The sequence below is a fragment of the Acidithiobacillus ferrivorans genome (assembly GCF_016250455.1).
Taxonomy (GTDB): domain Bacteria; phylum Pseudomonadota; class Gammaproteobacteria; order Acidithiobacillales; family Acidithiobacillaceae; genus Acidithiobacillus; species Acidithiobacillus ferrivorans.
In genome coordinates, this window is record NZ_CP059488.1 from 2,231,507 (window position 1) to 2,252,946 (window position 21,440).

At 55.4% G+C, this 21,440-nt stretch carries 26 protein-coding genes; 2 read left to right on the plus strand and 24 right to left on the minus strand.

Going from position 1 to position 21,440, the window contains the following annotated elements:
• Positions 1–3: 3 nt before the first annotated feature.
• From H2515_RS11130 to H2515_RS11225, 20 genes are all read right to left on the minus strand, one after another.
• Positions 4–1,026, minus strand: a complete 1,023-nt coding sequence (locus H2515_RS11130; protein WP_232821365.1) for a TrbG/VirB9 family P-type conjugative transfer protein — start codon at positions 1,024–1,026, stop codon at positions 4–6.
• On the minus strand, positions 1,023–1,706 hold the full coding sequence (locus H2515_RS11135; protein WP_198660143.1) for a type IV secretion system protein: 684 nt from the start codon (positions 1,704–1,706) through the stop codon (positions 1,023–1,025). The genes H2515_RS11130 and H2515_RS11135 overlap by 4 nt, the downstream gene beginning before the upstream one ends.
• A 95-nt stretch (positions 1,707–1,801) precedes the next feature.
• A complete protein-coding gene (trbL, locus tag H2515_RS11140; RefSeq protein WP_198660144.1) occupies positions 1,802–3,472 on the minus strand; it encodes a P-type conjugative transfer protein TrbL in 1,671 nt (556 codons plus the stop codon).
• A 9-nt stretch (positions 3,473–3,481) separates the two neighbouring features.
• A complete protein-coding gene (locus tag H2515_RS11145) occupies positions 3,482–3,823 on the minus strand; it encodes a hypothetical protein (protein ID WP_198660145.1) in 342 nt (113 codons plus the stop codon).
• Between the two features lie 23 nt (positions 3,824–3,846).
• Positions 3,847–4,503: a conjugal transfer protein TrbJ gene (locus H2515_RS11150; RefSeq protein WP_198660146.1), complete on the minus strand. Its 657-nt coding sequence runs from the start codon at positions 4,501–4,503 to the stop codon at positions 3,847–3,849.
• Positions 4,504–4,597: 94 nt separating this feature from the next.
• Complete coding sequence (locus H2515_RS11155; RefSeq protein ID WP_198660147.1) at positions 4,598–5,602, minus strand: hypothetical protein; 1,005 nt, start codon at positions 5,600–5,602, stop codon at positions 4,598–4,600.
• A 13-nt stretch (positions 5,603–5,615) separates the two neighbouring features.
• Positions 5,616–5,900 (minus strand): hypothetical protein, encoded by a 285-nt coding sequence (locus H2515_RS11160; RefSeq protein WP_198660148.1) that lies wholly within the window; start codon positions 5,898–5,900, stop codon positions 5,616–5,618.
• Positions 5,901–5,966: 66 nt separating this feature from the next.
• Positions 5,967–6,218: a hypothetical protein gene (locus H2515_RS11165; protein WP_198660149.1), complete on the minus strand. Its 252-nt coding sequence runs from the start codon at positions 6,216–6,218 to the stop codon at positions 5,967–5,969.
• A gap of 164 nt (positions 6,219–6,382) precedes the next feature.
• Complete coding sequence (locus tag H2515_RS11170; protein ID WP_198660150.1) at positions 6,383–8,887, minus strand: VirB4 family type IV secretion/conjugal transfer ATPase; 2,505 nt, start codon at positions 8,885–8,887, stop codon at positions 6,383–6,385.
• A gap of 24 nt (positions 8,888–8,911) precedes the next feature.
• Positions 8,912–9,283 carry a hypothetical protein gene (locus tag H2515_RS11175; RefSeq protein ID WP_198660151.1) on the minus strand — a complete coding sequence of 124 codons (372 nt, stop codon included), beginning with the start codon at positions 9,281–9,283 and terminating at the stop codon, positions 8,912–8,914.
• A 2-nt stretch (positions 9,284–9,285) separates the two neighbouring features.
• Complete coding sequence (locus tag H2515_RS11180; protein WP_198660152.1) at positions 9,286–9,669, minus strand: VirB3 family type IV secretion system protein; 384 nt, start codon at positions 9,667–9,669, stop codon at positions 9,286–9,288.
• A gap of 9 nt (positions 9,670–9,678) precedes the next feature.
• Positions 9,679–10,053, minus strand: a complete 375-nt coding sequence (locus H2515_RS11185) for a TrbC/VirB2 family protein (RefSeq protein ID WP_198660153.1) — start codon at positions 10,051–10,053, stop codon at positions 9,679–9,681.
• 62 nt (positions 10,054–10,115) lie between these two features.
• A complete protein-coding gene (trbB, locus tag H2515_RS11190; protein ID WP_232821366.1) occupies positions 10,116–11,153 on the minus strand; it encodes a P-type conjugative transfer ATPase TrbB in 1,038 nt (345 codons plus the stop codon).
• Entirely contained in the window at positions 11,146–11,613 is a 468-nt protein-coding gene (locus H2515_RS11195) for a hypothetical protein (RefSeq protein ID WP_198660154.1), read from the minus strand. Before H2515_RS11195 ends, trbB begins: the two co-directional genes overlap by 8 nt.
• A gap of 58 nt (positions 11,614–11,671) precedes the next feature.
• Positions 11,672–13,264: a DUF3363 domain-containing protein gene (locus tag H2515_RS11200; RefSeq protein WP_198660155.1), complete on the minus strand. Its 1,593-nt coding sequence runs from the start codon at positions 13,262–13,264 to the stop codon at positions 11,672–11,674.
• A 3-nt stretch (positions 13,265–13,267) separates the two neighbouring features.
• Positions 13,268–14,041, minus strand: a complete 774-nt coding sequence (locus H2515_RS11205; protein ID WP_198660156.1) for a hypothetical protein — start codon at positions 14,039–14,041, stop codon at positions 13,268–13,270.
• A 185-nt stretch (positions 14,042–14,226) separates the two neighbouring features.
• Positions 14,227–14,685 (minus strand): 1-acyl-sn-glycerol-3-phosphate acyltransferase, encoded by a 459-nt coding sequence (locus H2515_RS11210; RefSeq protein ID WP_198660157.1) that lies wholly within the window; start codon positions 14,683–14,685, stop codon positions 14,227–14,229.
• Between the two features lie 347 nt (positions 14,686–15,032).
• The gene (locus tag H2515_RS11215; protein WP_232821367.1) at positions 15,033–15,521 is read right to left on the minus strand and encodes a hypothetical protein; all 489 of its coding nucleotides are present in this window, start codon (positions 15,519–15,521) and stop codon (positions 15,033–15,035) included.
• A gap of 19 nt (positions 15,522–15,540) precedes the next feature.
• The gene (locus H2515_RS11220) at positions 15,541–17,187 is read right to left on the minus strand and encodes an LPD7 domain-containing protein (RefSeq protein ID WP_198660159.1); all 1,647 of its coding nucleotides are present in this window, start codon (positions 17,185–17,187) and stop codon (positions 15,541–15,543) included.
• Positions 17,188–17,218: 31 nt separating this feature from the next.
• Positions 17,219–18,418: a carbon-nitrogen hydrolase family protein gene (locus H2515_RS11225; protein ID WP_198660160.1), complete on the minus strand. Its 1,200-nt coding sequence runs from the start codon at positions 18,416–18,418 to the stop codon at positions 17,219–17,221.
• A gap of 418 nt (positions 18,419–18,836) precedes the next feature.
• Between H2515_RS11225 and H2515_RS11230 the strand changes: the two genes are divergently transcribed.
• Positions 18,837–19,064, plus strand: coding sequence for a type II toxin-antitoxin system Phd/YefM family antitoxin (locus H2515_RS11230; RefSeq protein ID WP_198660161.1), 228 nt, complete (start codon positions 18,837–18,839; stop codon positions 19,062–19,064).
• A complete protein-coding gene (locus H2515_RS11235; RefSeq protein WP_198660162.1) occupies positions 19,061–19,489 on the plus strand; it encodes a type II toxin-antitoxin system VapC family toxin in 429 nt (142 codons plus the stop codon). Before H2515_RS11230 ends, H2515_RS11235 begins: the two co-directional genes overlap by 4 nt.
• Before the next feature lie 60 nt (positions 19,490–19,549).
• Here the strand turns inward: H2515_RS11235 and H2515_RS11240 are convergent, their stop codons facing one another.
• The 4 genes from H2515_RS11240 to H2515_RS11255 all read right to left on the minus strand — a co-directional run bounded on the left by H2515_RS11240 (position 19,550) and on the right by H2515_RS11255 (position 21,142).
• Entirely contained in the window at positions 19,550–19,699 is a 150-nt protein-coding gene (locus H2515_RS11240; RefSeq protein ID WP_198660163.1) for a hypothetical protein, read from the minus strand.
• 110 nt (positions 19,700–19,809) lie between these two features.
• The gene (locus H2515_RS11245; protein ID WP_198660164.1) at positions 19,810–19,965 is read right to left on the minus strand and encodes a hypothetical protein; all 156 of its coding nucleotides are present in this window, start codon (positions 19,963–19,965) and stop codon (positions 19,810–19,812) included.
• Between the two features lie 55 nt (positions 19,966–20,020).
• On the minus strand, positions 20,021–20,611 hold the full coding sequence (locus H2515_RS11250) for a hypothetical protein (protein ID WP_198660165.1): 591 nt from the start codon (positions 20,609–20,611) through the stop codon (positions 20,021–20,023).
• Positions 20,612–20,689: 78 nt separating this feature from the next.
• A complete protein-coding gene (locus H2515_RS11255; protein WP_198660166.1) occupies positions 20,690–21,142 on the minus strand; it encodes a hypothetical protein in 453 nt (150 codons plus the stop codon).
• Positions 21,143–21,440 lie beyond the last annotated feature (298 nt).

Below are 21,440 nucleotides of genomic sequence, written 5' to 3' on the forward strand. Positions count from 1 at the left end.
CCCTTATTGGTGCGTAATCTTCACAACCTTGCCGGCGCTGCCCTTCCCGGCCAGCAGCAAGATCTGATGCGGGACGGAATCAACGATGAAATAGTGATCCCGATACTGCCAGTTGATGATCGCGGGTTGCCCGGCGCTGTTTTCCGCCAGGATGGTCGGCATGCCGCCACGACTGGCTTGTCCGGAGGGCATCTGGATGTAGGTGTGCGTGCCATCGTCGAAGACCCGCACCGGCCGGATGTTCCCGCAGGCGCTATCGCTGAACCATCCCCCGCCCGCGCAATGCGTCTTCCAGCGAAAATCGAGGTCGGCCGCATTGATGTTGGGTAGTGTGGCAATCGTCTCGGCATCCGCTTTGGCCTTGAACGCCTGCGCATTTGCGGTCTGCAAATGCCAGGTGGATTGAATATCCTGCGGATAGTAAAAACCCACTTTCGGCGTGTACTTCGAGTGGTCTGACACCAGATTCACGTAATAGATCAGCGGTTTCCCAGATTGGCTGGTCGCCGTGATCATCAGGTTGGTATGGAGCCCTGCAAAACGGGGAGATACGGTGACGATGGGCGTATTCCCGGCCATGGCTTGATGCAGGATCCACTCAGTGGGTGCGCCGATATCCAGTTGCTCCGGGTGACACCCCGCCTGCAACTCGACAATGCTGATGTGCAATGGTGACGCTACGACGGTAGGCCATGAACCGCCATAGGGGTACAGAATGGTTCCATCGGACCCCGCGATGGGCGGCAGGTTGTTCAGTTTTCCGGATGCATATGCTTGCGTGAGCGATTTCTCAGCATCCGCCCTGGTACGGAAACTCATCTTCGCGGACGGCGGGGCAGCGACGATCTTCTGCCACGTTTGGGCATCGTTCACACCTGGGCCGGAAGTGGCGGCGCCGCCCTGAATGGCTGGCACCTGATGGTCGCTTCCCGTTTTCGGCACAATGACACCGGCCATAGCCAATCCGGGCAGAATCGCCAGTACGGCCATCGTAACCAGGTTATACAGTCCTTTTTCGGCGTTCATAGGGTCTGATTCCAGTTGAAGGTGGTCACATAAACACCAAACGGATTGCCGGCAAGAACATGCGGATTGTTGCCGGGTTTTATGACCGCGTAATTAATAATGCCCTGATAATGTTGCTTGTTGGCGATACCACCGTTCCCGTCATACTGAGTCTCGGTCCAGTCGATTTGAAAAGCACCACCAGTGGCCTTGAGTTTACCGATTGGCAGGGCGGAAGTGATTTTCACGGTACGTCCGCCCAGCCGCTTGGTGTAATCGATGTAAGGTGAATGCCGCTTAAAATACGCGTTGATCAGGTCTTCACTCTGCTTGTCCACATAATGATAACTGTGGTTGATCAGGGTCTTTTCTGTAGGCACAGACGGCGTCCTTGACCGGACCAGCCAAATCCAGTGTGTAAGAACATGGGCCACGATGGGCTGCTGATATGTGCCGGCGTCCACGGCCTGCGCCAGATGAACGGACGCGCCGAGTTTGTTGACCTCGACCACGTAGGGCACCACATGCACCCGATCCGCTTCGTAGATCATACCCACTCCGAAGCATGCCGCGATGCCGATGGCCGCGAAAGCCATCATTCGCCAGTTCTTGGCCCGTGCAATGTTGTCTCCATCGCGTTCCAGCCAATCCCGCCTGGCCACAAGATAGCGTTTGTCCTGTTGCTGATTTTCGTCGTTCATTTCCGCCTCGACCGCCTCTCGTTATTATGGGTATAGCGGCATGACCGGAGAGATAGGGGCATGTTTCCATGACCCATACTCGACGCGCTGTTGGCTCAATCATCCAGGTGCTTGGTACCACCACCGGGGGCGGATACGCCGACCGCGCTGCCTCCACCGGGGGAGAAGTGTTCATGAGCCTTGTTCATTCCGTCGTATACGTTTTTTGCAGCATCCTGTGCACGTTGGAATGTACTTGGAGGCGGTGTGCCGCTGTCGATGGCACTGGGATCCTTCGGACTCCCGCCTGCCTGAACGCCAGGGTTCCCGCTCTTTGGGGGTGTTGCGCCTGTGGGTGCGGCGGTGCCAGAGCCATCTCCCCCAGACCCTCTGGAGGAAGAAGAAGTCCGTTCTGTCGGCGCCGATGCGCCACCTGCCGGTACAGGACCGGAACTGGTGGATGGTGCGGTTGCTGTGCTCCTCGTTTCCGAAGCCGACGGACCAGAAGAACCACCGGTACCACCGCCGGACACTTTCGGGGCCTGGACACCGGCGGCAGACGGCACCCCCGCTGCGGCTGACCCGCTGGCCGGTGGCGTGGACGGTGCCGCCACGCCCTGGGCGGCGCTGGCCGTAGATGCGGACGGAGCCATACCGCCCGCCGCAGCACCACCACCTGCCGCGCCGCCCGCTCCCATACCACCAGCCGATCCAGCCGTGACTCCCGCCGCACCGACAACCGACGCAGCGACCACTCCGGCACCCGCAACAGCTGCTGTTTTCATAATAGCGCTGTTCATCTCCTGACCGGTCATGCTGCTTGAGCCGGACAATATACTGCTGGCGATATTGGGCAGTTTCTTTGCGAGCATAGCCAGGACTATGGCCGCGCCCATGGCCGCCACCGCATTGAACAAGTTGCTGCTTCCTTGAGAAAGCATCTGCACAATTTGCCCCTCAACCTTTGTTACCACCACGCCAACAAATAACGTGATAATCATAAGCCTCATTCCCACACTGATGGCGTAATCCAGATAAGGCTGCACATATTTTGCGGTCCACCGTGAGCCGCCGCCAGCGAGCATGATGACGCCGCCAGAAATCACAATGAATGCCTCGATTTGAACTACCAAGTATTCTATGGCGACAAAAAGCATTGCGAAAAAAAACATAATGCCTACAGCGAACATGATGATCAGTGTCGCCATATCGTTCACGCCCGTCACAGCGGCTTTTCCCGGATGGAAAAGGATTGACCAGACACCGGGTGCGTTTTGTTCAATGCCCGTCGCACCCCCAGACACTATGTTCACAAATCCGGCACCGCCATCCGCCACGATTTGTGATGGTGAAATATGAGCTACCCCACCGGCATTCTGCCCGAGATCCACAAAGGTATTGATAATATCCGGTATCCAAACCCCAGAGTTAAGCAACAGGGCCAGAAAAAATCCCAGTGTGATTATCTTCTTGACCAGAGAGGGAATTGCGTCCTCGAACGTTTTTCTGGACAACAGCCAGGTGGCCCCCAACCAGGTGATTTCAATGAGCGCAAGGACTGTGAACGTATTCACCGCCACATGATAGATGGGGTTGTACCAACCGGATATAGCAGAGCCAAAGTCAGCCAGGATGTTATCGAAAATCCCTGTGCTGGTGTTGGACATTTGCAGGTTGGCAAAAGGGTTGCCTACTGGCGACGACGTCGCAGGAACCGCAAACGCCAATGCCGGGACCAGCAGCAATGCCAGCCCCACAAACCACTTACATCGGTTCCGGAAACTCATGGGCCCTTCTTACGGTTTCATTGTGGGTAACTGCATGGGGGGAAGAGGCACATTACCGGACGATATCACCGTACCCTTGTCTTTACTGGAGCCAAATAGAAAACGGCGGTTGGCTTTGACCTGTAAATCGTGATAAGCGGTCGCTGCCTCTTTACAGGCGTGTATCCTCTTGGTAGCCGCTTTGCCATTTTTCAAGTAATACGCACGGCACCAGTCAATTTGCGTGGACATCGATTTCTGATGTGCTTCAAACCACTTCACGTCATGCCCCGCATAAGGTCCGTGATCGACAGCACAGCCGGTCAAACCCAATACAGCCACAGCCATGAGCGGCATTTTCCAACTTTTCATAACATTCTCCCTTAACCCGAGTTTTAACCGCCGGGTGTCAATGTAGGCACATGCATATGTGTTTGTGTGTTGCCGGTAGTGATCCCGCCCATTCCACCATATAACCACTGCGCTGCAGCTGCTGTTGTCGCATCTTGCTTTTCCAGTTGCGCTTTATCCCACGCAGCATTCATGCTTGCCTCGGAATTGGCCGTCTGCAGAAGCTGGGTATCGTCTGCGACCGTGGCTTGGCCTACGCTGACGGCGGCCTGAAGCAACCCATTCCGGCTATTGGGATTACCCATCGCCTGCTGCACCTGCTGCATGGCCTGCTGCTGAGTCACAAAGTTTGACGGATTCAGGTTGGCTGTTTGCAGTGCACTGTTGATGGCCGTCTGCAAGCCGCTGGTGATGGTGCCGTACTGCTGCGTGTATTGCGACGTGATCTGCGGGCTAAAGTTGGCATTGATGTTCTGGAACTGACTAGCGATATTTTGCCCGGCATATCCAAGCTGTTCCGACTGCTGAACCAGACCGTAGAGTTGGGCAACCGGCGCCGTGACCTGGTCATACATCGTCTGCGGCAGGGTCACCATGTTCTGGACCATGTTCTCGTACCGCTGAATACCACTCACCAACTGCTGGGCCTGGGTCATTTGTGACTGGATGGCCGTGATTTCCTGCACTAGCTGTTCCGGCATCGTAGCGCCACCGGTCAACGTGCCTGCGAATGCTTCCGCGGGAAACCATGCCAGAATTATTGCTGCCTGCAAGGCTACTGCAAAAAACACTCTTCTATTGCACATTTTGACTCACTTCGCTCATAGTCGATTGCACTGTGGTGTTGAATGCTTGCAATGCGGGTGTGACTGGCTGCATATACCCGGCGATAGCGGGCATGTCGGCAGCCAAGATACCCACGATCTGCATACGTACCGGGTAATTTGGAAGCCGGAGCAAACCTGATGCGAAGCCACCGCTGGGGAGCACGTAGCTACTGCCGTGCTCGAACGGGGCTATGGCCTGCTGCACATCGAGTTCGTCCTGTACGGATACGTTCGCCGCGCTTTGAACGCGAGCTGCTAAAGGAATCATGGGTAGCGACCCACTTCCGGTTGGACACCGATCAATTAGCCTGGCGAGTGCGTTATCTGTCGGCTGCGCATACCAGCCAATAGGAGCGCCATCATGGGGGCCTGCCGTGTACTGCGCTTGGGCCAGATTCGGCACATCCCCTATACCGGCTTGCCAGTTGGTGAACGGCATTTGACGGAGCGTGGTACCTGGCCCCATGGCCGTTTGCAACTGCTGACCAGTAACGGTGAGCAGATTCATCAAGTTATTCAGTGTCGCCTTGGTCTGCGCTTCCGTCTGCGACAATTGCTGTACATTCGACGCATGCGCCTGGACCTCGGCGATCATCAGATTCGCATATTGTTGCTGAAAATCGATCGCTATGGTTTGCAATGCGTAAGCTTCCACTGCGGCGTCACCGGTGATATTCAGACCACCCGTGACCAGCTCGCTGGTCAGTTGGTCCCAGTGCGTATTATGGCAGAGTTCCTGACCGCCAAGCGGCGTGTCGATGATAGGTCCCTGACCCGCCCACTGTTTTGCGGCATAGGGAGCCAGGGCGCCATAACTTTGTGCTGCAGCTTGGACTTCAGGCCATGTGGTCGTCATTTGTTGGATCGCTTGTGCGTCTGTCCGCATGGCGGCCATGTCTGTCTGGATGGACGCATCAGCGGTACCAATACTCATCGCAAACAATGCGGCGGAAATGAGTAACATCTTTTTCATTTATTTTCCTCAGTTACAGCATTCCAGCGTCCGCCTTCAAAACCGCAAGGCTATCACCTGGCTTAAACGCCTTAAAAGCCTTTTCAGCCACCACGTTGTGCATCTGTACCGCCAGATTGCGGCCTACATCGGCATAAGCAAACGCTTTATGCGTCTGTCCCAGCTTCAGCTTGGCGATATCTGCCTGCAAATGCTTCACCTGCGTCTTCAAGGGAACACTTGGCACACCAAAACCCGGCCCCCCTGCGAAAGAAACCGCAGGAACCACGCACAGTAACATCAGCAATGCCTTTTTCATTTCAATTATCTCCCCGGGAAACACACGCCCCAGTCCGGTATAGCTGCCGGCTTTCAGAGATAATCATCACAGAATTCTGCCGACCGTTGCGTCGTAAGCCACCGCCAGCAAGTCCAGACCTTTCAATGCGACCATGGGCAGCAGCACGAATACGGCATAAGGTAGAATCACAAACAGCAACACGAGATAGCCCATGTCATACGCCCAGAGCCACAGATTGTGCCACTCGCCGGTTTCGGCAAAATAGATCGGCAGGCCGATGAACACCACAGCAAGCCCAATCACAACAACCATCAATTGTTCAAATAGCTTGTACATGATTGCCACCTCTAATATTTATCCCGTAACAGGGATAAATCGCCAGACAAGAACAACATAATGTGATATAAGTTATAAATATAACTACATATAGTGTTTATAGCTATACCATTAACCATTGTCAAGCGACGGAAACCGATCAAGGCGGCACGATCAAACTTTCCTTACATCTCAAACATTCGCTTGGCGTATTCCACCCAGTCCTGCCGATTCGCGGGCAGCCTCTCCCGCAACCACGCCACCGGCCATTGCTGACCATAGCTTTCTTTGAGCTCCGCAATCCGTTTCACATCGCGGGGATCGCTCACGCCGCAGAACGCCAATGCGATCGGCCCCATGGCCAGGTTTATCCGCCGATGTCCGTCCGGGGTAAAGACGTAATAATCACTTTTTGGCGTGGCGGTCTGCAGCAGTTCAACCTGCCGGTCATTGAGTCCCATGTCGCGGTACATGGGCAACAGATCCTGACTGGTAGCCTCGGCGTTAGGCAGGAAAATCTTTGTGGGACAGGATTCTTTCAAAATGGGTAGCAGCGGGCTTTTCGCCAGGTGGGACAGAGATGTCGTGGCAAACACGACCGCCGCGTTTTTTTTGCGCAGCGTCACCAGCCATTCCGCCAGTTTTGCCAGAAACTGCGGGTTGTCCAGCATAAGCCATCCCTCATCGAGGGGGATCAGCGTAGGGCTGCCGTCCAGCATTTGCTCGATGCGATGGAAGATGTACAGCAATACCGGCCCCGTAGTGAGTTTTGCCTGATCCGTGCCCGTCAACAGGTGCTCCATCTCGAAGATGGTAAATCGGTTGTCCATGCTCAAGGTATCCGTGCGGGCATCCAGCAACGTTCCCGTGCGACCCATCCCGGTATAAAAGCCGATGGCCGCCTTGATCTGCTCATCCTGTAGCAAAGAGCGCACGTCCGTCAGGGATCGGCCCTCTTCCTGTGATAGGCCTTCGATGGCGGTATGGATCACGTCCCGCTCTCTGGGGCGAATGGTCATGCCCTGCAATTCGCAAGCGGCTTCCAGCCATTCTTCCGCGAATACCCGTTCCGCCTGGCTCTTGTTGATACCGGCCAGGGGAGCAAACGTGAGGTCGCTGAGCTCGCCCGCAATGTCGTAATGGGCGCCGCCCACGGCTTCGCAGAGCGCATACATGCTGCGGCCCTTGTCGAAACCGATCACGCGTGCACCCTTGTAACGCCGCCACTGAGCGGCCATGAGCGCCAGGAGGGTACTCTTGCCGGCGCCTGTCGGCCCGACAATGAGCGCATGGCCCACATCCCCGACGTGCAGATTGAAACGATACGGCGTGGAGCCCGATGTGGCAGCGTAGAACAGCGCCGGAGCCAGATTTTCGCTCTGCTTCATCAGTGGCGATGGACACCGCTCGCTACCCGCCCAAACGGAAGTCTTCGGTGACAGATCCACGAAGTTTGCCGAATGCATCAGCGGACGCCGGACGTTCTCCCAGGTATGACCTGGAATGCTGCCCAAAAAGGCTTCCACCGCGTTCGTGGTCTCCACCTTGGCGACGAACCCCAGATTATTCAAATAGCTTTCAACACTTTTCACCCGATCTAGCAGAACCTTTTCATCCGCATCCCGCAGTACGACTGTCGCCGTAAAATACCCGAAGCGCACCATACCGCTGGAGGCATCCGCTTTGGCTTGCTGAGCATCGAACGCCAAGCGAACGGCCTCTGTATCTTCGGAAGTCGATGTGCTGGCCTCACCAGTGAATTGAGCGCCGATCTGACTTCCGAGGGTGTGCCGCGCACCAAACCATGCCTTGCGATACTTGTCGATGAGCGGCAAAGCGTCTGCTGGATCAAGCAAGATGAACCGGGTGGTATAGCGCAGCGGGAACGGCAGACTGCTCAGGCCTTCCAGAATCTCAGGGAAACCGTCTTGCGGGTAGCCGATAAATGTCACAACCCGAATGTGGCGGCCATCCAGCTGAGGTTCCAGCCCGGCCACGAAGTCATGATGTCCGATGAGCATATCCAGATAGGCAGGGACATGCGGCGGATTGACCGGATGACGATCGCCCGTCAGACACTCATGAAGGTGCGTCAATAAATTCCGTTCATCCAGCGGCACCACTTTGCAGCGCGAACTGAACATGGAGAGGATATTTTCAAAAGTCTGACGATATTTGCCGATAATCGACTCAAACCCCATGCCCTTCGACTGCCCTTTCTTCCTGTGGGGACGGGTCACGATGGCGCTGGACATGCCCGTCTCGGCATCCGGCGGCGTCTGCCAGGCTATGGTGCAATAGTATTCGCTGAGATAGTGCGCGGATTCCCGCTCATATTGCCCGCGACGCTCGTCGTCGATGAGTTGCGACACAGGATCGGGGAAATGGCAGTCTTCGACTGGAATGTAGCCATTGGCCGGGTACCGGATCGACGTAATATGCACCGACCAGCCGCTACCGAGGCGCGCCAGGGCGGCATTGAGGGTGCCCGACAGGGCATTGATGTTGTTGACCGACATGGACTCCAGATCCGGGCCGGAAAAGCGAAAACCGGACAAAAGGGATCCATCCTTCTGCAAGGCAATGGCATACGGCCCCTTAACGAAATCGTACTGTCCCACCATAAAAGCGATGTTCAGCAAATCTGGAAGTGCTCTGACTTTTTTGCGAAATTCCTGAATGTTCAGCATCTGATGGGTTTTCCTTCGTCTTGCTTATGCGTTATCGCCGATCTCGGTATCTACCCGCACGGACCCAGAACCATTAACCTGTATAGCCATGTTTCCGGGCAATGCTGTTCCCGCCGCCCATAAAAAAGCATATGCGGAAACTGGCTGACCAAACGGCACATGATCACCCAGCAGAGCCTGGTCGGGTCCCACGGTGGAAATCTGGAAACCGATGTGTTGTGCGACGTACCGCACCGCCGCATCCACACTCAGGTCATACCGCCGGGGCACCACAATGACCTTCTTCAGCGCCGCCGGCAGCCCGCGCGGTATCCCAAAGGAACGAACGGGGCGAACGATGGGCACCGGGTGTTGCGCTATAGCGGTTTCAGGGAGTTGTCCAAGTGCATACCACATGATTACTTGCCCCCTCTTTTCTTACCTTGAGTAAATGGCTTGAACGCCAGCGCCACAATGCCCGCGCCCAAGCCCTGCTTTTCGTGTGACTTGTAACCCTTGGCTCCATCTACCGCCGCATCCGGATAAAACGGCTGATACTTCCAATGCCGCTCCAGAATCCCGAGGCCTTGAGGATCGTTTTTGGCGGAGATTCGCAGGAAATACTGAACGACGGATGCGACGACCAGCATAACGCCCAACGCCCAGGGTTGGCCGAGCATGACGCCGGCGCCGATACAGGCAAGCCAGTTATATTGCGTCCACTCTTTTTCCCCGCCCGCCACAAGTTGCGGACGGGTCAGAGAGACATGAATCGGCAGACGTCGGGTGCCCTGCGCTTCCATGCGGGCGCCCTACAGGCCTACTGCGTGCAAGGCTACGGTGAATAGCGAAAAGTGCCCGCCGATGGTGGCACCGGAAATGCCCAAGTCGCTGACAAAGTTATTACCCATGACCATAACGCCTGCACCCGCTACCACGCCCAGGATGGTGTGCATGGCCTTGCCGTGCTCACCCTTGATCCAGATGCCACCCGCAACCACAGTCGACAGACCAATCAATGTACTGGCAAGCGGCCCGTGGGTATCCGCATAAATCTTGTTCAGAGGCCCGTCCCAAGGCATGCTTCCACCGCCCGCCGTGCTGGCGAAAGCGCTGCCAATCCCAGCAGCGGTGACGGCGGCGATCTTGGCGACTTTTCCTGCAAACCGCTGGATATATTTCTTCATGGCTTGATTCCTCTCGTTGCACAGAACAGGTAAATAGGATGCGCTGCTGTGGTATAGCATCCTCATTTTTGGTATAGCTCGCGTTTTCTGGCCAGTCTGCTGGGGGGGCGTTTCCACACGGAAATCTGGTCGCCCGATCGCACCGCTTCCATCGCGGTGATCCGCCGTCCCGCAGGATGACCCGGGTCGCGCTGAATCTGGATGACCAAATCCACGGCCTCGTTAATCAGTTCCTTTTGCGGTGGCACACCGGCCTCCTGGCAAAGCTGATCCAGTCGCAAAAGCGCCGCCTGCGGGTTATTGGCATGCAAAGTCGCCAGCCCCCCCGGATGACCCGTGTTCCATGCCTTGAGCAACGCCAGTGCCGCACCATCGCGCACCTCGCCGACGATGATCCGGTCTGGCCGGTAACGCAGCGTGAGCTTCAGGAGCTTGGTGAAGTCCACGCCGGAGTCCTCATACGTCAGCATGGACACCGTATTTGGTGCCGCACACTGCAGCTCGGAGGTGTCCTGAATCAGGACAATCCGCTGGTCCAACCCCGACCGTTCCGAAATCGCATCAAGGATGGCATTCAGCAAGGTGGTTTTGCCGGAAGAGGTAGAACCGCTCACCAGGATGTTCTTTCTGTCCTCGACCGCACGAATAATGTGCTCTTGCTGCCCGCATGTGATGATGCCTTTGGTGACATAATCATCCAGCGTAAAGACGATCCGAGCCGGAAGCCGGATGCAGAAGGTGGGATTCGGCATGATGGGAGGGATGGCCCCGGCGAATCGCGCACGGAGAAACTCATCAGGCATCGCGCCCTCGACAATCAGCCTATCCCGGCACACAGTCGTTTCCCGAAAGTCGGCCATCAGTCCAATAAAATTCAGCACTTTCCCAGGGGCCATCCGCCCCAACTCCGTGATGCCGGATCCGTACCGCTCCACGAGCACCTTACCGTCATCATTGACCATGATCTCGACGACCTTTTCATCTTTGAAAGCGGCACAGATATCAGACCCCAGAATACGTTGCATCTGCTCAACCAGTCGCTTGTGTGCCTCGACCTTGGCCTTGTCGATGCCAGAACCAGAACCAACGGCCTCACTCATCGCCGCTCTCCTCACCCACGGCAATCTTCTGACCCAACAGGATCGCGATCTTCCGGATCGCACGAGGTCTATCCCGATCAAATCCAGTTTCCGCCACCTGCTTGATGAATCGGTCATAGCGCTGCAGAGCCGATGCACCAATAGCTTCTTTTTCATCCCCGGAGGGCTCTGGCAGATGGACCAGCATCACCTTGACGAACAGGTCCAGCATGGCGGCCACCGTATCCAATTCGGCTTGCAATGCCTCGATATCCGCCCGACCGGCCAGAACAGTCGCCGCGATACGCCGCTCGAAAGCGACCAGGCTGGTATCATCTTCTGAAGACGCCGCATCCATGCCGCGCATGACGTATTCCGTCGCAAGCGCTGCGTGGGACAAACGGCGGTCAGCGGCTTCCACCCGAAGTTTCTCGCCATAAGCACCGACTATCTTGATTCGCGCAAAGACAGGTAATGCCATTTTTCAATATCCTTCCATGTCCACCCTGATGGTATAGCGGCCACCATGCTGAGATGGCTCAATTGATCTCACCAGAACCGCGGGCTTTGCCGGGCTTCTGACTACTTTGGATGTTCACATCGAGTCTTGCCTTCTGTTCTTCCATCGGAAGTTCCGTCGTTTTTGCTTTCCGCAAATGCCGCGCTTTGCTTCGTTCCAGTAATCGGGCATGCCAATACGCGGCAAATCCTGTGGAAGGCCCCGGCTCTGCGAGTGGCTTCCCCGCTTTTTCACGCCAGTCCAGGTCATCGTCGAGCGATTGATCCGGGAGCTTCGTTTCACGCCATTTCTGATCCGGGATAGACAGCCCATAATCCGTGATCTTGGCATAAGCGATGGTCTTACCTTCTTTCTCGAAAGACCGCCCCTCAATAGCCACCAAGGCCCTGGGTTGCAGATGCTGTTGCACCCGTTCTTTTTCGATGCCCGCCGTCTGATAAATGAGGTGCGCCTTGTTATCCACCCCTTCCACCAAAATGTAGGATCGGTCATATTGTTCGTCGAGGCCCGTCCCCAATATGCGACCGACCAACCGTTCACCAGGCTTCACACGGGTTACCACGGGCGTACAGCGTGGATCGGTCATCAACGCCCGCGCTTGCGCCACCAGTTTCGTGCGTGTCTGCAGGTTCTCCATTTCCTTGAGCGCTTTTTCCCAACCCGCTTCGAGTGCCCAGGACATGGATCCCACTTTCTCAGCGACGCCAAACTCTTCCAACTTTTCCAACCGCGCGATACGCAAACGGCGGGCGACTTGCTCCTTATGGCGGATCGGTACAGGTTCGGTGATGACCGTGCGAGGCTCTTGTCCAATATCCGCTCTCTGCCGTTTTGCGATGTCCCGGTCGATGCTGGTGAGCCTGCGCATGCCCACCTCATGCTCACGCGCTTTGAGGACCTCCAGTTCAGACTTGTAACCCAATCTTTCTGTGGCAATATCTTCCGCCATGCTCCGCATCCCACGCCGGATCAGATCCGGTGATAACTGGAGACCGTCCTTCCCCCGGATCAGCAGATGCACATGCGGGTGGGAGGTGTTGTAGTGGTCGATAGCCGCCCACTCCACCGATTTGCCGAGTTGAGTTTCTACCCGGTGCATGAAAACTCGGGTAAACGCCTTGAGATCCAGATCGCTCCCGTCTTCCGGCGACAGGATTACCTTGAATAGGTGCGGGTCACCCTCCTCCTGCCATTGATTTAAACTGGTGTGCAAAGAAACCTCATCCTCTCGCACATCAAACCCTTTGCCCTTTTCGCCTTCCTTCTGAGCACCTTCACGTTCCGCATATTTTCCGTGGGCCTGCCACTGACCGGGCTTTTTGTTCGTGACATAAGCCACCTTAACCATCGCCCGCCGCTTCGCGCCCTGGTGTGCCGGTCCTTTGGACATGGGTTTTACGGGATAATGATTACCGATCCTTGGAAGACGAAACCGAATCTTCGGCATGGATCCGCGTGACCGATGCACCTGATTGTGGATTCGGGAGGCCACCGGCCGCCCACGGCCCAGGGGATAATCTTCCTCGTGCCCGTGGCGGTCGTTATTGCGATCCAACTCTCTTTGGAGCTTTGATCCTATGTAAGTCGTGGGTGTTTTTGTGCTCTTGGCCATCTACTACACCAGAAACGGGGCCGCCACGGCCAGCAATAAAACAGCGAGAGATGTCCAGCGACAATAATTGCCATATTGCCTGTGCCCTTCCGCCCGGAATTCTCTGGCGGCCAGCCAGAGAGCCCCGGCGATCACCGGCAAGAGCAGGACACCGGCGGGTGCGGCGATCGTGGTGATCAGCGCCGCGGCAAAGCCTTTTTCCGCACCCTGCGCATACCAGAATGGATACTTGCCACTCTCGATGATGACCCCGTACCCCATACCAAGAGAGAAAGCGATGACCGCCAGAAAAGCGCCCACCAGCATCGCGAATGACAGACGCAGTTGCATGGATGCCTGAAACAATTTGCCTACGGCAGCTTCCAGCAGAACCTCCTCATTGATCTTGGGTAACTGGATCAGGGGTTGTTGTAGTGTCGGTTCTGTTGCAAGTTCAGGAGCCACGACTGGGGAAGGTGGCGACTCATCCGGATCTTCTTCAACATCGCCACCCTGCAATAGTTGCACTTCCCGATAGATATCCTCCACTCTGGCATCAATGCCGTTGAGCCTATCCATGATGGTTGCGAGATCCGGCGGGGACTGCGTACCACCGGCTTCCGAAGCGGCTTTTTGTACTGAGGCCTTCGCCTGGGCAGATTCCGCATCCCCGGCCCGGACGGGTCGCACCTTCAGCCCGGCATTATCCGAGGGAGGCCTCGTTTTTTTTGCCGCAGCCGGTTTATCCGCCATGCTCAACAGATCATTCAGACCCGCCAGCGTCTCTTTATCACTCATCTGAAAGACCCTCTATCAGGTAATAGGCCGAATAATCATCTGGACATACAGCGTGCCCGCGCCGCCGACTTAAGGTGGCGATGCGACGGTTGATCCATGCGTCCAGATGCGCCCATCCCGCCTTCTCATCTTCCCTAACGGCTCCGCGTATGCGTTCGCAGACCCACTGCCGGAAGTCAGAAACTCTATAATCCTGCGGAAACATGGGCATCCCTAGTTTTGCCAATGGTGAACCAGTGGTCCGCCTGCACGGTTACGGACGGCCAAAGGGAAGAATGATCCAGATATAGCTGCACCACAGGAACGCTGGGGATTTTGCGCAACAGCCACCCCATACCGGGCTGATCGGGCCGTTCTGGGTCCGATAAACCCGTGCCCTGGGGAAAGATCACGACATTTCGTCCGGCAGCCAGGTCCTCCAAGACCCGGCGTAGCGCAAAAGGCCTGCACCCATCCATAGCCACCATCCGATGGCGACCGACTAACCACCCGTACATTTTGAGCAGCGGCGCCTTGACGATATGGCGCGCGTAGCCCGGGTCCACCGCAAACAGGGCATTGCGCATATTTCTTTCCCGTGCGAGCCAAAGAGCCACGGCAGGTCCGTCGAGTATTGAGGCATGTGGCCGAACCAGAATGAGCATGATGATTTTCTCTTGTGATCGTCTTCCGAAGCGGCCTTGACCAAAAGCTGCTTTGGAAGACGCCGGGCTTCCCATCTCCGGCGTGTCTGTTTCGCATTGAAGAAAGCGGTTGATATGAGGGTATAGCGGGGGCTTTGACCAGATGGTCACATCATCCCTGCCCATGGTTTGCCCACTGGCATCATTCCCTTGACGCTATATGCACTCGCTGGAATACTTGATTGCTTTACGAAAAGAGGGGCTGAACGATGGCCAAACAGTTTGCAGAACTTGAAGATGTCGCCTAAGGCGAGGGCACGTTCAAACGTGCTTTACCATAAGCTGCTGGCTGAAATGCCGCTCAATATTTACATCATTGCCGTCGGCGCCGGTAGTGCCAAAATCTTTGCCGTCTTCTGAATCATGCCGAACGCTTCCAATATCTTCATAACAGCGGCCAGATCCCGCCCCAGTTGGCGGCGGCAGAGCTCAGCGGCATGGGTGGTGACACCAACAAGAGCACCTTCCCACCCCGCCAACAGTTCTCGCAACATCCCATTGATGCTTTCCAAAATCCCATCATCACCATCCTCGGCGGCGGATATTGCATTTTTCATGGCTTCACCGACCACTGCGGTTACCAGAATCCGCAATGCCGCTTCCAGTGGCTGATCGTGCGGAGCAACTGCCATCCCGCATTCCTTCACCACCTCAGCCACACGAGCGTAGTCGATACTGGCCTGCAGGTCGGTCAGCAACTGAATACGGGCAGATAACAGGTCGTCTTCACCGAGCAACGCCATCGGCTTGTGCTCGACCGCGTACAGAACAGCCAACACGTCCAGCTGCCGGATCATGCGGCGTCCCTTTAACCAGTTAGCCAATTCCCAGCCCTTGCCCTTTGTGCACTTCCTTACTTTTCGACGGAGCCATGCTGCCGGCTTGCAGCGCTTTATCCTTCAGCTTCTGCTCGCCGGCCAAAACCCGTGCATACTCTTTCTCGGCATAATGACCGACCGGTTCCAGTTTGATGCCCTGCTGGACTGCCTGTTTGATCGTCTCGTTAACGAAGGCCGGGGTGCCGTGGATCCGCACCGGCTCCCCGAATCGTTCCCGTGCCGCCGTCAGTGCCATGGCGATAGCTTGCTCCCGCTCATCTTTACCTCGCCGGGTAATCGCCAAGGTGGCTCTGCGGGTGACTGTGATCTGGTCGCCGTGGTCTTTCACGTAGGGTGCGCCCCTACGGGATGTCATGAGAATTTCCGGAGGGGATTTGCGGGGATACTTTGGGGCTTCTGGCGCAGACCGGTTAGGTGCCGTGTTTTGCGCGAACGGATCCATAGGCGACGATTCTGAAGCCTTGGCAATTTCCCCGATTTCTGCAGCTATATCTTCTGCCGGGGCTTTCAGAACATCAGGAGCGGGTAGAGGCTGGGCTTTTTCCTGAATGGCCTGTTCCTTGGGCAAGACGCTGACCTCATAACTGTTGCGCTCAGCATCTATCCATACTTCCTTGCCATCATCGTCCTTGGTTTGAACCCGAACGCTCTTTTTCCCTTGGTTTTCCAGCGTGATGTATTCCCCTGCATTGGTCTGTGCCGATTCAAGTGCGCGCTCCAGATCCACTCCCCAAATCACTTTTTCTTTGCCCGCATGGTCAATCACCCGTGCGTAATAGGAATCAGATTGTTTGTCGTCAAACTGGTAGGGGCTTGTGCCGTGCTCCAGAAGATAGAAAGCCCCTTCCTTGGGCAACTCAATCTTTGATTTGTCCACAGGTACTGCCGGATTTGTTGAGGAATCTATTACGGGTTCCTGTTGAGTCTGTTTGGCGGACGTGTCGACTGCCGAACTCAAAGAATGTTGCCTGCCAATAGGTTCAATAGAAGCATTCCCGTCGCCCATATGAAAATGCACTTCACTACCCAGTATTTCACCGCCGACTTCAGGAAGCCTTTTGACGGCATTCAAATTGGCTTCATCGATATTTCGATAGGCAACAAAGGCACGAGACACCTTTCCATCGGCATCAGCCACGGAAACCTCCACACCCAAATCACCATTGCGCTGAGTTTCCCCCACGGCCAACAAATGCCCCGAAACAATCTTCTCATTGCTGAGATCGATGACGGGCCCCATCGAACCTATGTCATGATCCGGCTCGGCGATCAGCTCCTGATAGACTTCGGGGATCATCCCGTATTGCTGGGCGACAGCTTCAATCAGCTTTTTGTTCTGAACGTCTTTTGGCTGGATGAGCATATCGTGGTTAGCCGCATATTCAGCGGCACGCAACACCTCTGTCTCGGAGGCATCAATGGCAATGACCTGCCCCGGCCACTTGGTTGCCGCTTCATCCAGCTTGGAAACCAGATCCCCCTTACTGGAGATCGGCACACGGATTTCACCGTCTTCGGAAGCCGCGGTCAGGATAAATCCTCGGTTTTCAGCATCCATCTCCGCATGCTTGCGGGCTTCGCGTGCTGCCGGAGTATTCGCCTTGATCGTATCGACAATGCCCATGATGAACTCCTTTCGTTGCCAGTGAATGTTGCTACTGATGAGGTATAGCTGGCACCGTCGTGGTATATCCATAGTTTACGGCGTCGATCACCGGCACATCCCACAACCGTGCCCAGGCGCGCAAGGATGCTCTCTGGATTTCCGGAATGTTGGTTCCTTTTGCCCACCAGTCATTAGCGGCGCCAATAAGGACCTCTGGCGGACTAAACGTCAGCGATAACTCGGGCAAGGTCAACAACTGCTCATAGCAAATCAAATATCCCACCTTCTGCCCATCGACATGGGCAGCCTCCCGTCTTCCGAAGACGGTCATGCGGGCAGACTCAATGGGGTTCCACGGATGCCACATGGAGAACGGCACTGGAATGCGGTCAGGCAGGATACGAATGTGCCCTGCATGAATTTTGACCAATGCATCGACATAGCCGCGCCCTTCGGGCACCAATGCACCCAGCAGCACGGTTTGCCGAGAATGTGTTGCTGTCCATTGAATTACCGGTTGCCAGACGGCTGCTGTTCCGGGGAGCCAGTAGCCCACGATGCTTTCAGGCAGGACTACGACATGCGTGTGTGGATCCGACAGTTTTTTAAGCACCACCGCCCGCAGATGGAAAGATATGATGATGGGAGACATCGGCCCCTTGAGCAGCCCGTGCTGTGTATTGATGACAGTCCAGGACTTCGGGGTAGAGGGAAGTGGCGCGGGGGGCAGGAAGAGTCCAAAGGCTACCAGCCCCGCCAGCGTTTTCCCTGCCGTGGGCGCTTCGGCGCCGATGAGTTCAGTGATAACTGTAAAAGCTATGATTACCATCGCAGGTCCGGGTGGACCCGCTTCAAAAGACCCGACCCAGGGGTTGGTCCAGCCGATGATGCCCAGAGGCGGCAGTACACTCAACAGTGTTATGGCCCACAAACCAAAAATGTGTGGCGACAATTTATCCGGCCAGCGACGGACGAGAGCGTCATAGATGAGGTAAGGCAGGGCCAGAACGGCAGCGGAAGCCAGCCAGAAGGTGCCGCCCAGGGCAAGGCCTGCGTGCGGGAAAAATGTCGCAGTGCCCCGGATCAACCCATAGCTGGCCCCGGCATAATAGCCTAGCGCCAGGGCGTACCGTCGCCGGACGACGGGCAACAGCAGAATCATCAACACAGCCAGCCCCGGTGCATGGGGCCATGCCACTGCACCGATCAGGATTCCTGCCAGCAAACTACGAAACCGCATCAGTGCCATTACCATTTCCTTTCTTGGATACGCCTGAAAATGGTATAGCTGGACCTGTGCAAAGATGGCTGTGGGCATCGTTTCGTTAAAGCTATACTCCGTCTTCCGAAGCCGAAACGGGGTATCAACCCCTTTATCGCCAGCGCAACCGATTCCTGGGGATCCAACATGGCGAGGATAGATGTAGTGAGGATCATTTCGCTGCTGTTCATGGTGTATCTCCTTGGGGACCGACGATATTGTCGGGTTCATACCGCAAGAAGATGCTGGACCGTTTCTCTGTACTGGACGGGCACTGCCAAGAAATCCAGATGTGGGGTTTGGGAGAATCAGGCGACCTTACGACCATTCATGGCGGGCAACACTTTACAGAATGACCAACAAAGAAGAATATACCCATTGGTATGACCATTTACAGGATTTTTTTATGAAAACCATGACGGTAGCTGATGCAAAAGCGCACCTGTCTGCCCTACTCGCCGAGGTTGAGGCGGGGGACGGGGTGGTTATTACGCGCAGGGGCAAGCCAGTGGCACGCCTTATTCCCGAACCGCGATCAAAGGGCTTCGACTGGTCTGATTTACAGCATTGGGTGTCGGCACCGCCAAGGCCCGGTTTGACCGTTGCGGAGATGCGTAAACAGGATATGCTGTGATCTATCTCGACACTTCGGTATTGGGTGCGCTCTTTTTTAGGGAGCCTGGTGCCGCCGATCTGGCGCGTCGGCTCGAAAGCCAGCGCAAGGAGCGACTGACGATCTCCGCCTGGACGTTGACCGAAATGGCCAGTGTTGGTGGCATTAAAGAGCGGACAGGTGCCATCGACAGCCTAACTCGTCAGCAGGCGCTCGCCAATTTCCAGCGTTTTGCGTCCATGAAACTTGAAACGGTGGAAATCGAACCTGCGGATTTTCGTACCGCTGCAGTGCTTATCGAATCGCCCGCCGCCTTGCGTTCAGGGGACGCGCTGCACTTGGCGGTTGCTCGCCGCTTAGGTGCCAGACTCGCCACTCTGGATAATGGGCTCCATACAGCGGCAAGCAGCTTAGGCTTTGCCATATTTGCGCTTTCGCCAGAATGACCCTGCTCCTTGGGCGTGACACATAGAAAAACCCCAGGCCAAAGCATGGGGTTGGGTGGATCAGTGCGCTGTATGCTCTTTGGCCTTGTGATGCTTCCGTTGGGCCTCTTTCTTTTCGTGAATGGATGATCTCGCCGAGATGATCGCCAAAGGCAATCCCACGGCCAGAACCAGGACAATCGACATGGACTGCCAAAACACGAGATTCATCTTGCGTTCCTTTTCGCGTGGTGAAGATGTGCAGACATCTCTTCCCTGCGCTTAGAAACGACGAATCAGCAACTCAGAGGCCTCCGCTGACTCGCCGCTCCTTTCGTTTTTCATGTGCAGTCTTCGGAAGACGGCAAGAGCACTTCGTAGATCACGGGTGCTTGTCGTGCTTTTCTTTTCGATGTGCGCTCCACATCCGGCTGTTTTTCCCGTCGTTTGCCAATAAATAACGGTGTTTTTCGCTGCTTAATCGTGCCTGGATTCATCTCACCCCCCCTTGCTTTTCAATGCTCACAGCCTTCTCCTTGCATTCTACTACTTTCATAGGTCGGCTTCCGATGGCGATATAAGCACTTCGAAAACAACCGGCCGCCCTTTTCTAGATTCTAGGCGTCGTATCAGTTCATAACTTTCCAACCGGCCCAGACACGCGGACAAATGCTTCGCCGCGCGCTGCTTACCGTCTGGCATTCCATCCGCAGCAAGATCGCGGATAGGCCTATCGAACACCCAAAGCAGCTTTGGCGCGCCTTCGATAATCTGTACTGACTGTACGCATTCCTGGTAAATGACATACAACAACCCGGATACCTGGCCTGGCAATTGATGCTGCACCACAGCTGCTATGAATAGCGATTCCCACTGATGACGTTGTAGGTGTACCCCTTTGGCAAGCCTTGATTGCCTCGCCATCCTTTTCGATGTGCGCTCCACATCCGGCTGCCGCTCTCGCTTGCTGTTAAATAACATGCTGGCGCGATTCTCAATAGCCATCTTCCACCGCCTCACCTGCGTTGGATTCACACCATGCTCATGAGCGAGATCTTCGATGGTCTTTGCCCCAGTGATGGCTTCCAAACCTACCATAGCCTTATATATTGATGTATACATCTTCCGCTTCACTTCACTCATCGGCTTCTCCTTACGTTCAGTCGCACAACTTATCGGTAGCACTCCTCATGGAAATTATCACTGGGGAGCATTTTGTTTTCACGAGACGTCTTCCGAGGACGGCAAAAGAACCTCGTAGGGCACAGGGCGTCCAGGGCGGGATTCAAGGCGACGAATCAGACTCAGCGACTCCAAATGCAGCAGACATTTTATGAGATGGGTCCGCCCGTGTTGACGCCTATCAGGCAGCATATCCGGAAAAGCCAGATCCTTAATGGGATGATCAAATACCCATCCAACCAGGCTTTCACCCTTGAGAATGCGAACATGCTGATATGCTTCCTGATAAATTTGGCACAACATCTGAGCGGCCACGCCATGCACTCGCCCATCAATACATGCATCCACAAAAACGCCTTCCCACATGTGGCGAGGAAGACGAATAGTTTTCTCAAGCATCGCTTGCCGTTTAACTCTGCGTGTATGACGCTCCACATCCGGACGTCTCTCTCGCTGCATCCGAGACACTGGCAATCCCAAATCTACGTTCATATGATATCTCCTAAGCAACGTTTCCACTGTGTGGCAGTATTATCTCGATTAAATATGTAACGTTATGATACAGGCTTCTGAAGTTGATTACGATACCCCTGCAGTGGACAACAGATCCACACATCGACATCGTTTCAGATAGGTGTACTTCCACAGATCAAGCTTCTGAAGCTGATTCCAAAGGCTTGGGTGGACGTTCTCATTTGGGCAGAGCATGGCGCTGCCTCTGGCCTGTATCTGCAAGGCACAGGCTTCTGAAGTTGATTTACGATACTCCTGCGGCTGTTAATGGACCCAC

Bases quoted from the DNA above. Each gene is read 5' to 3' on its own strand.
- H2515_RS11135 (WP_198660143.1), bottom strand. From the start codon at position 1,706: ATGAACGACGAAAATCAGCAACAGGACAAACGCTATCTTGTGGCCAGG.
- H2515_RS11210 (WP_198660157.1), bottom strand. From the start codon at position 14,685: ATGCTCATTCTGGTTCGGCCACATGCCTCAATACTCGACGGACCTGCC.
- H2515_RS11175 (WP_198660151.1), bottom strand. From the start codon at position 9,283: ATGTGGTATGCACTTGGACAACTCCCTGAAACCGCTATAGCGCAACAC.
- trbB (WP_232821366.1), bottom strand. From the start codon at position 11,153: ATGAGTGAGGCCGTTGGTTCTGGTTCTGGCATCGACAAGGCCAAGGTC.
- H2515_RS11245 (WP_198660164.1), bottom strand. From the start codon at position 19,965: ATGAATCCAGGCACGATTAAGCAGCGAAAAACACCGTTATTTATTGGC.
- H2515_RS11180 (WP_198660152.1), bottom strand. From the start codon at position 9,669: ATGGAAGCGCAGGGCACCCGACGTCTGCCGATTCATGTCTCTCTGACC.
- trbL (WP_198660144.1), bottom strand. From the start codon at position 3,472: ATGAGTTTCCGGAACCGATGTAAGTGGTTTGTGGGGCTGGCATTGCTG.
- H2515_RS11205 (WP_198660156.1), bottom strand. From the start codon at position 14,041: ATGAGTGATAAAGAGACGCTGGCGGGTCTGAATGATCTGTTGAGCATG.
- H2515_RS11145 (WP_198660145.1), bottom strand. From the start codon at position 3,823: ATGAAAAGTTGGAAAATGCCGCTCATGGCTGTGGCTGTATTGGGTTTG.
- H2515_RS11230 (WP_198660161.1), top strand. From the start codon at position 18,837: ATGAAAACCATGACGGTAGCTGATGCAAAAGCGCACCTGTCTGCCCTA.
- H2515_RS11215 (WP_232821367.1), bottom strand. From the start codon at position 15,521: ATGATCCGGCAGCTGGACGTGTTGGCTGTTCTGTACGCGGTCGAGCAC.
- H2515_RS11155 (WP_198660147.1), bottom strand. From the start codon at position 5,602: ATGAAAAAGATGTTACTCATTTCCGCCGCATTGTTTGCGATGAGTATT.
- H2515_RS11220 (WP_198660159.1), bottom strand. From the start codon at position 17,187: ATGGGCATTGTCGATACGATCAAGGCGAATACTCCGGCAGCACGCGAA.
- H2515_RS11170 (WP_198660150.1), bottom strand. From the start codon at position 8,887: ATGCTGAACATTCAGGAATTTCGCAAAAAAGTCAGAGCACTTCCAGAT.
- H2515_RS11130 (WP_232821365.1), bottom strand. From the start codon at position 1,026: ATGAACGCCGAAAAAGGACTGTATAACCTGGTTACGATGGCCGTACTG.
- H2515_RS11255 (WP_198660166.1), bottom strand. From the start codon at position 21,142: ATGAACGTAGATTTGGGATTGCCAGTGTCTCGGATGCAGCGAGAGAGA.
- H2515_RS11200 (WP_198660155.1), bottom strand. From the start codon at position 13,264: ATGGCCAAGAGCACAAAAACACCCACGACTTACATAGGATCAAAGCTC.
- H2515_RS11250 (WP_198660165.1), bottom strand. From the start codon at position 20,611: ATGAGTGAAGTGAAGCGGAAGATGTATACATCAATATATAAGGCTATG.
- H2515_RS11195 (WP_198660154.1), bottom strand. From the start codon at position 11,613: ATGGCATTACCTGTCTTTGCGCGAATCAAGATAGTCGGTGCTTATGGC.
- H2515_RS11165 (WP_198660149.1), bottom strand. From the start codon at position 6,218: ATGTACAAGCTATTTGAACAATTGATGGTTGTTGTGATTGGGCTTGCT.
- H2515_RS11240 (WP_198660163.1), bottom strand. From the start codon at position 19,699: ATGAATCTCGTGTTTTGGCAGTCCATGTCGATTGTCCTGGTTCTGGCC.
- H2515_RS11185 (WP_198660153.1), bottom strand. From the start codon at position 10,053: ATGAAGAAATATATCCAGCGGTTTGCAGGAAAAGTCGCCAAGATCGCC.
- H2515_RS11160 (WP_198660148.1), bottom strand. From the start codon at position 5,900: ATGAAAAAGGCATTGCTGATGTTACTGTGCGTGGTTCCTGCGGTTTCT.
- H2515_RS11225 (WP_198660160.1), bottom strand. From the start codon at position 18,418: ATGGCACTGATGCGGTTTCGTAGTTTGCTGGCAGGAATCCTGATCGGT.
- H2515_RS11150 (WP_198660146.1), bottom strand. From the start codon at position 4,503: ATGCCGGAACAGCTAGTGCAGGAAATCACGGCCATCCAGTCACAAATG.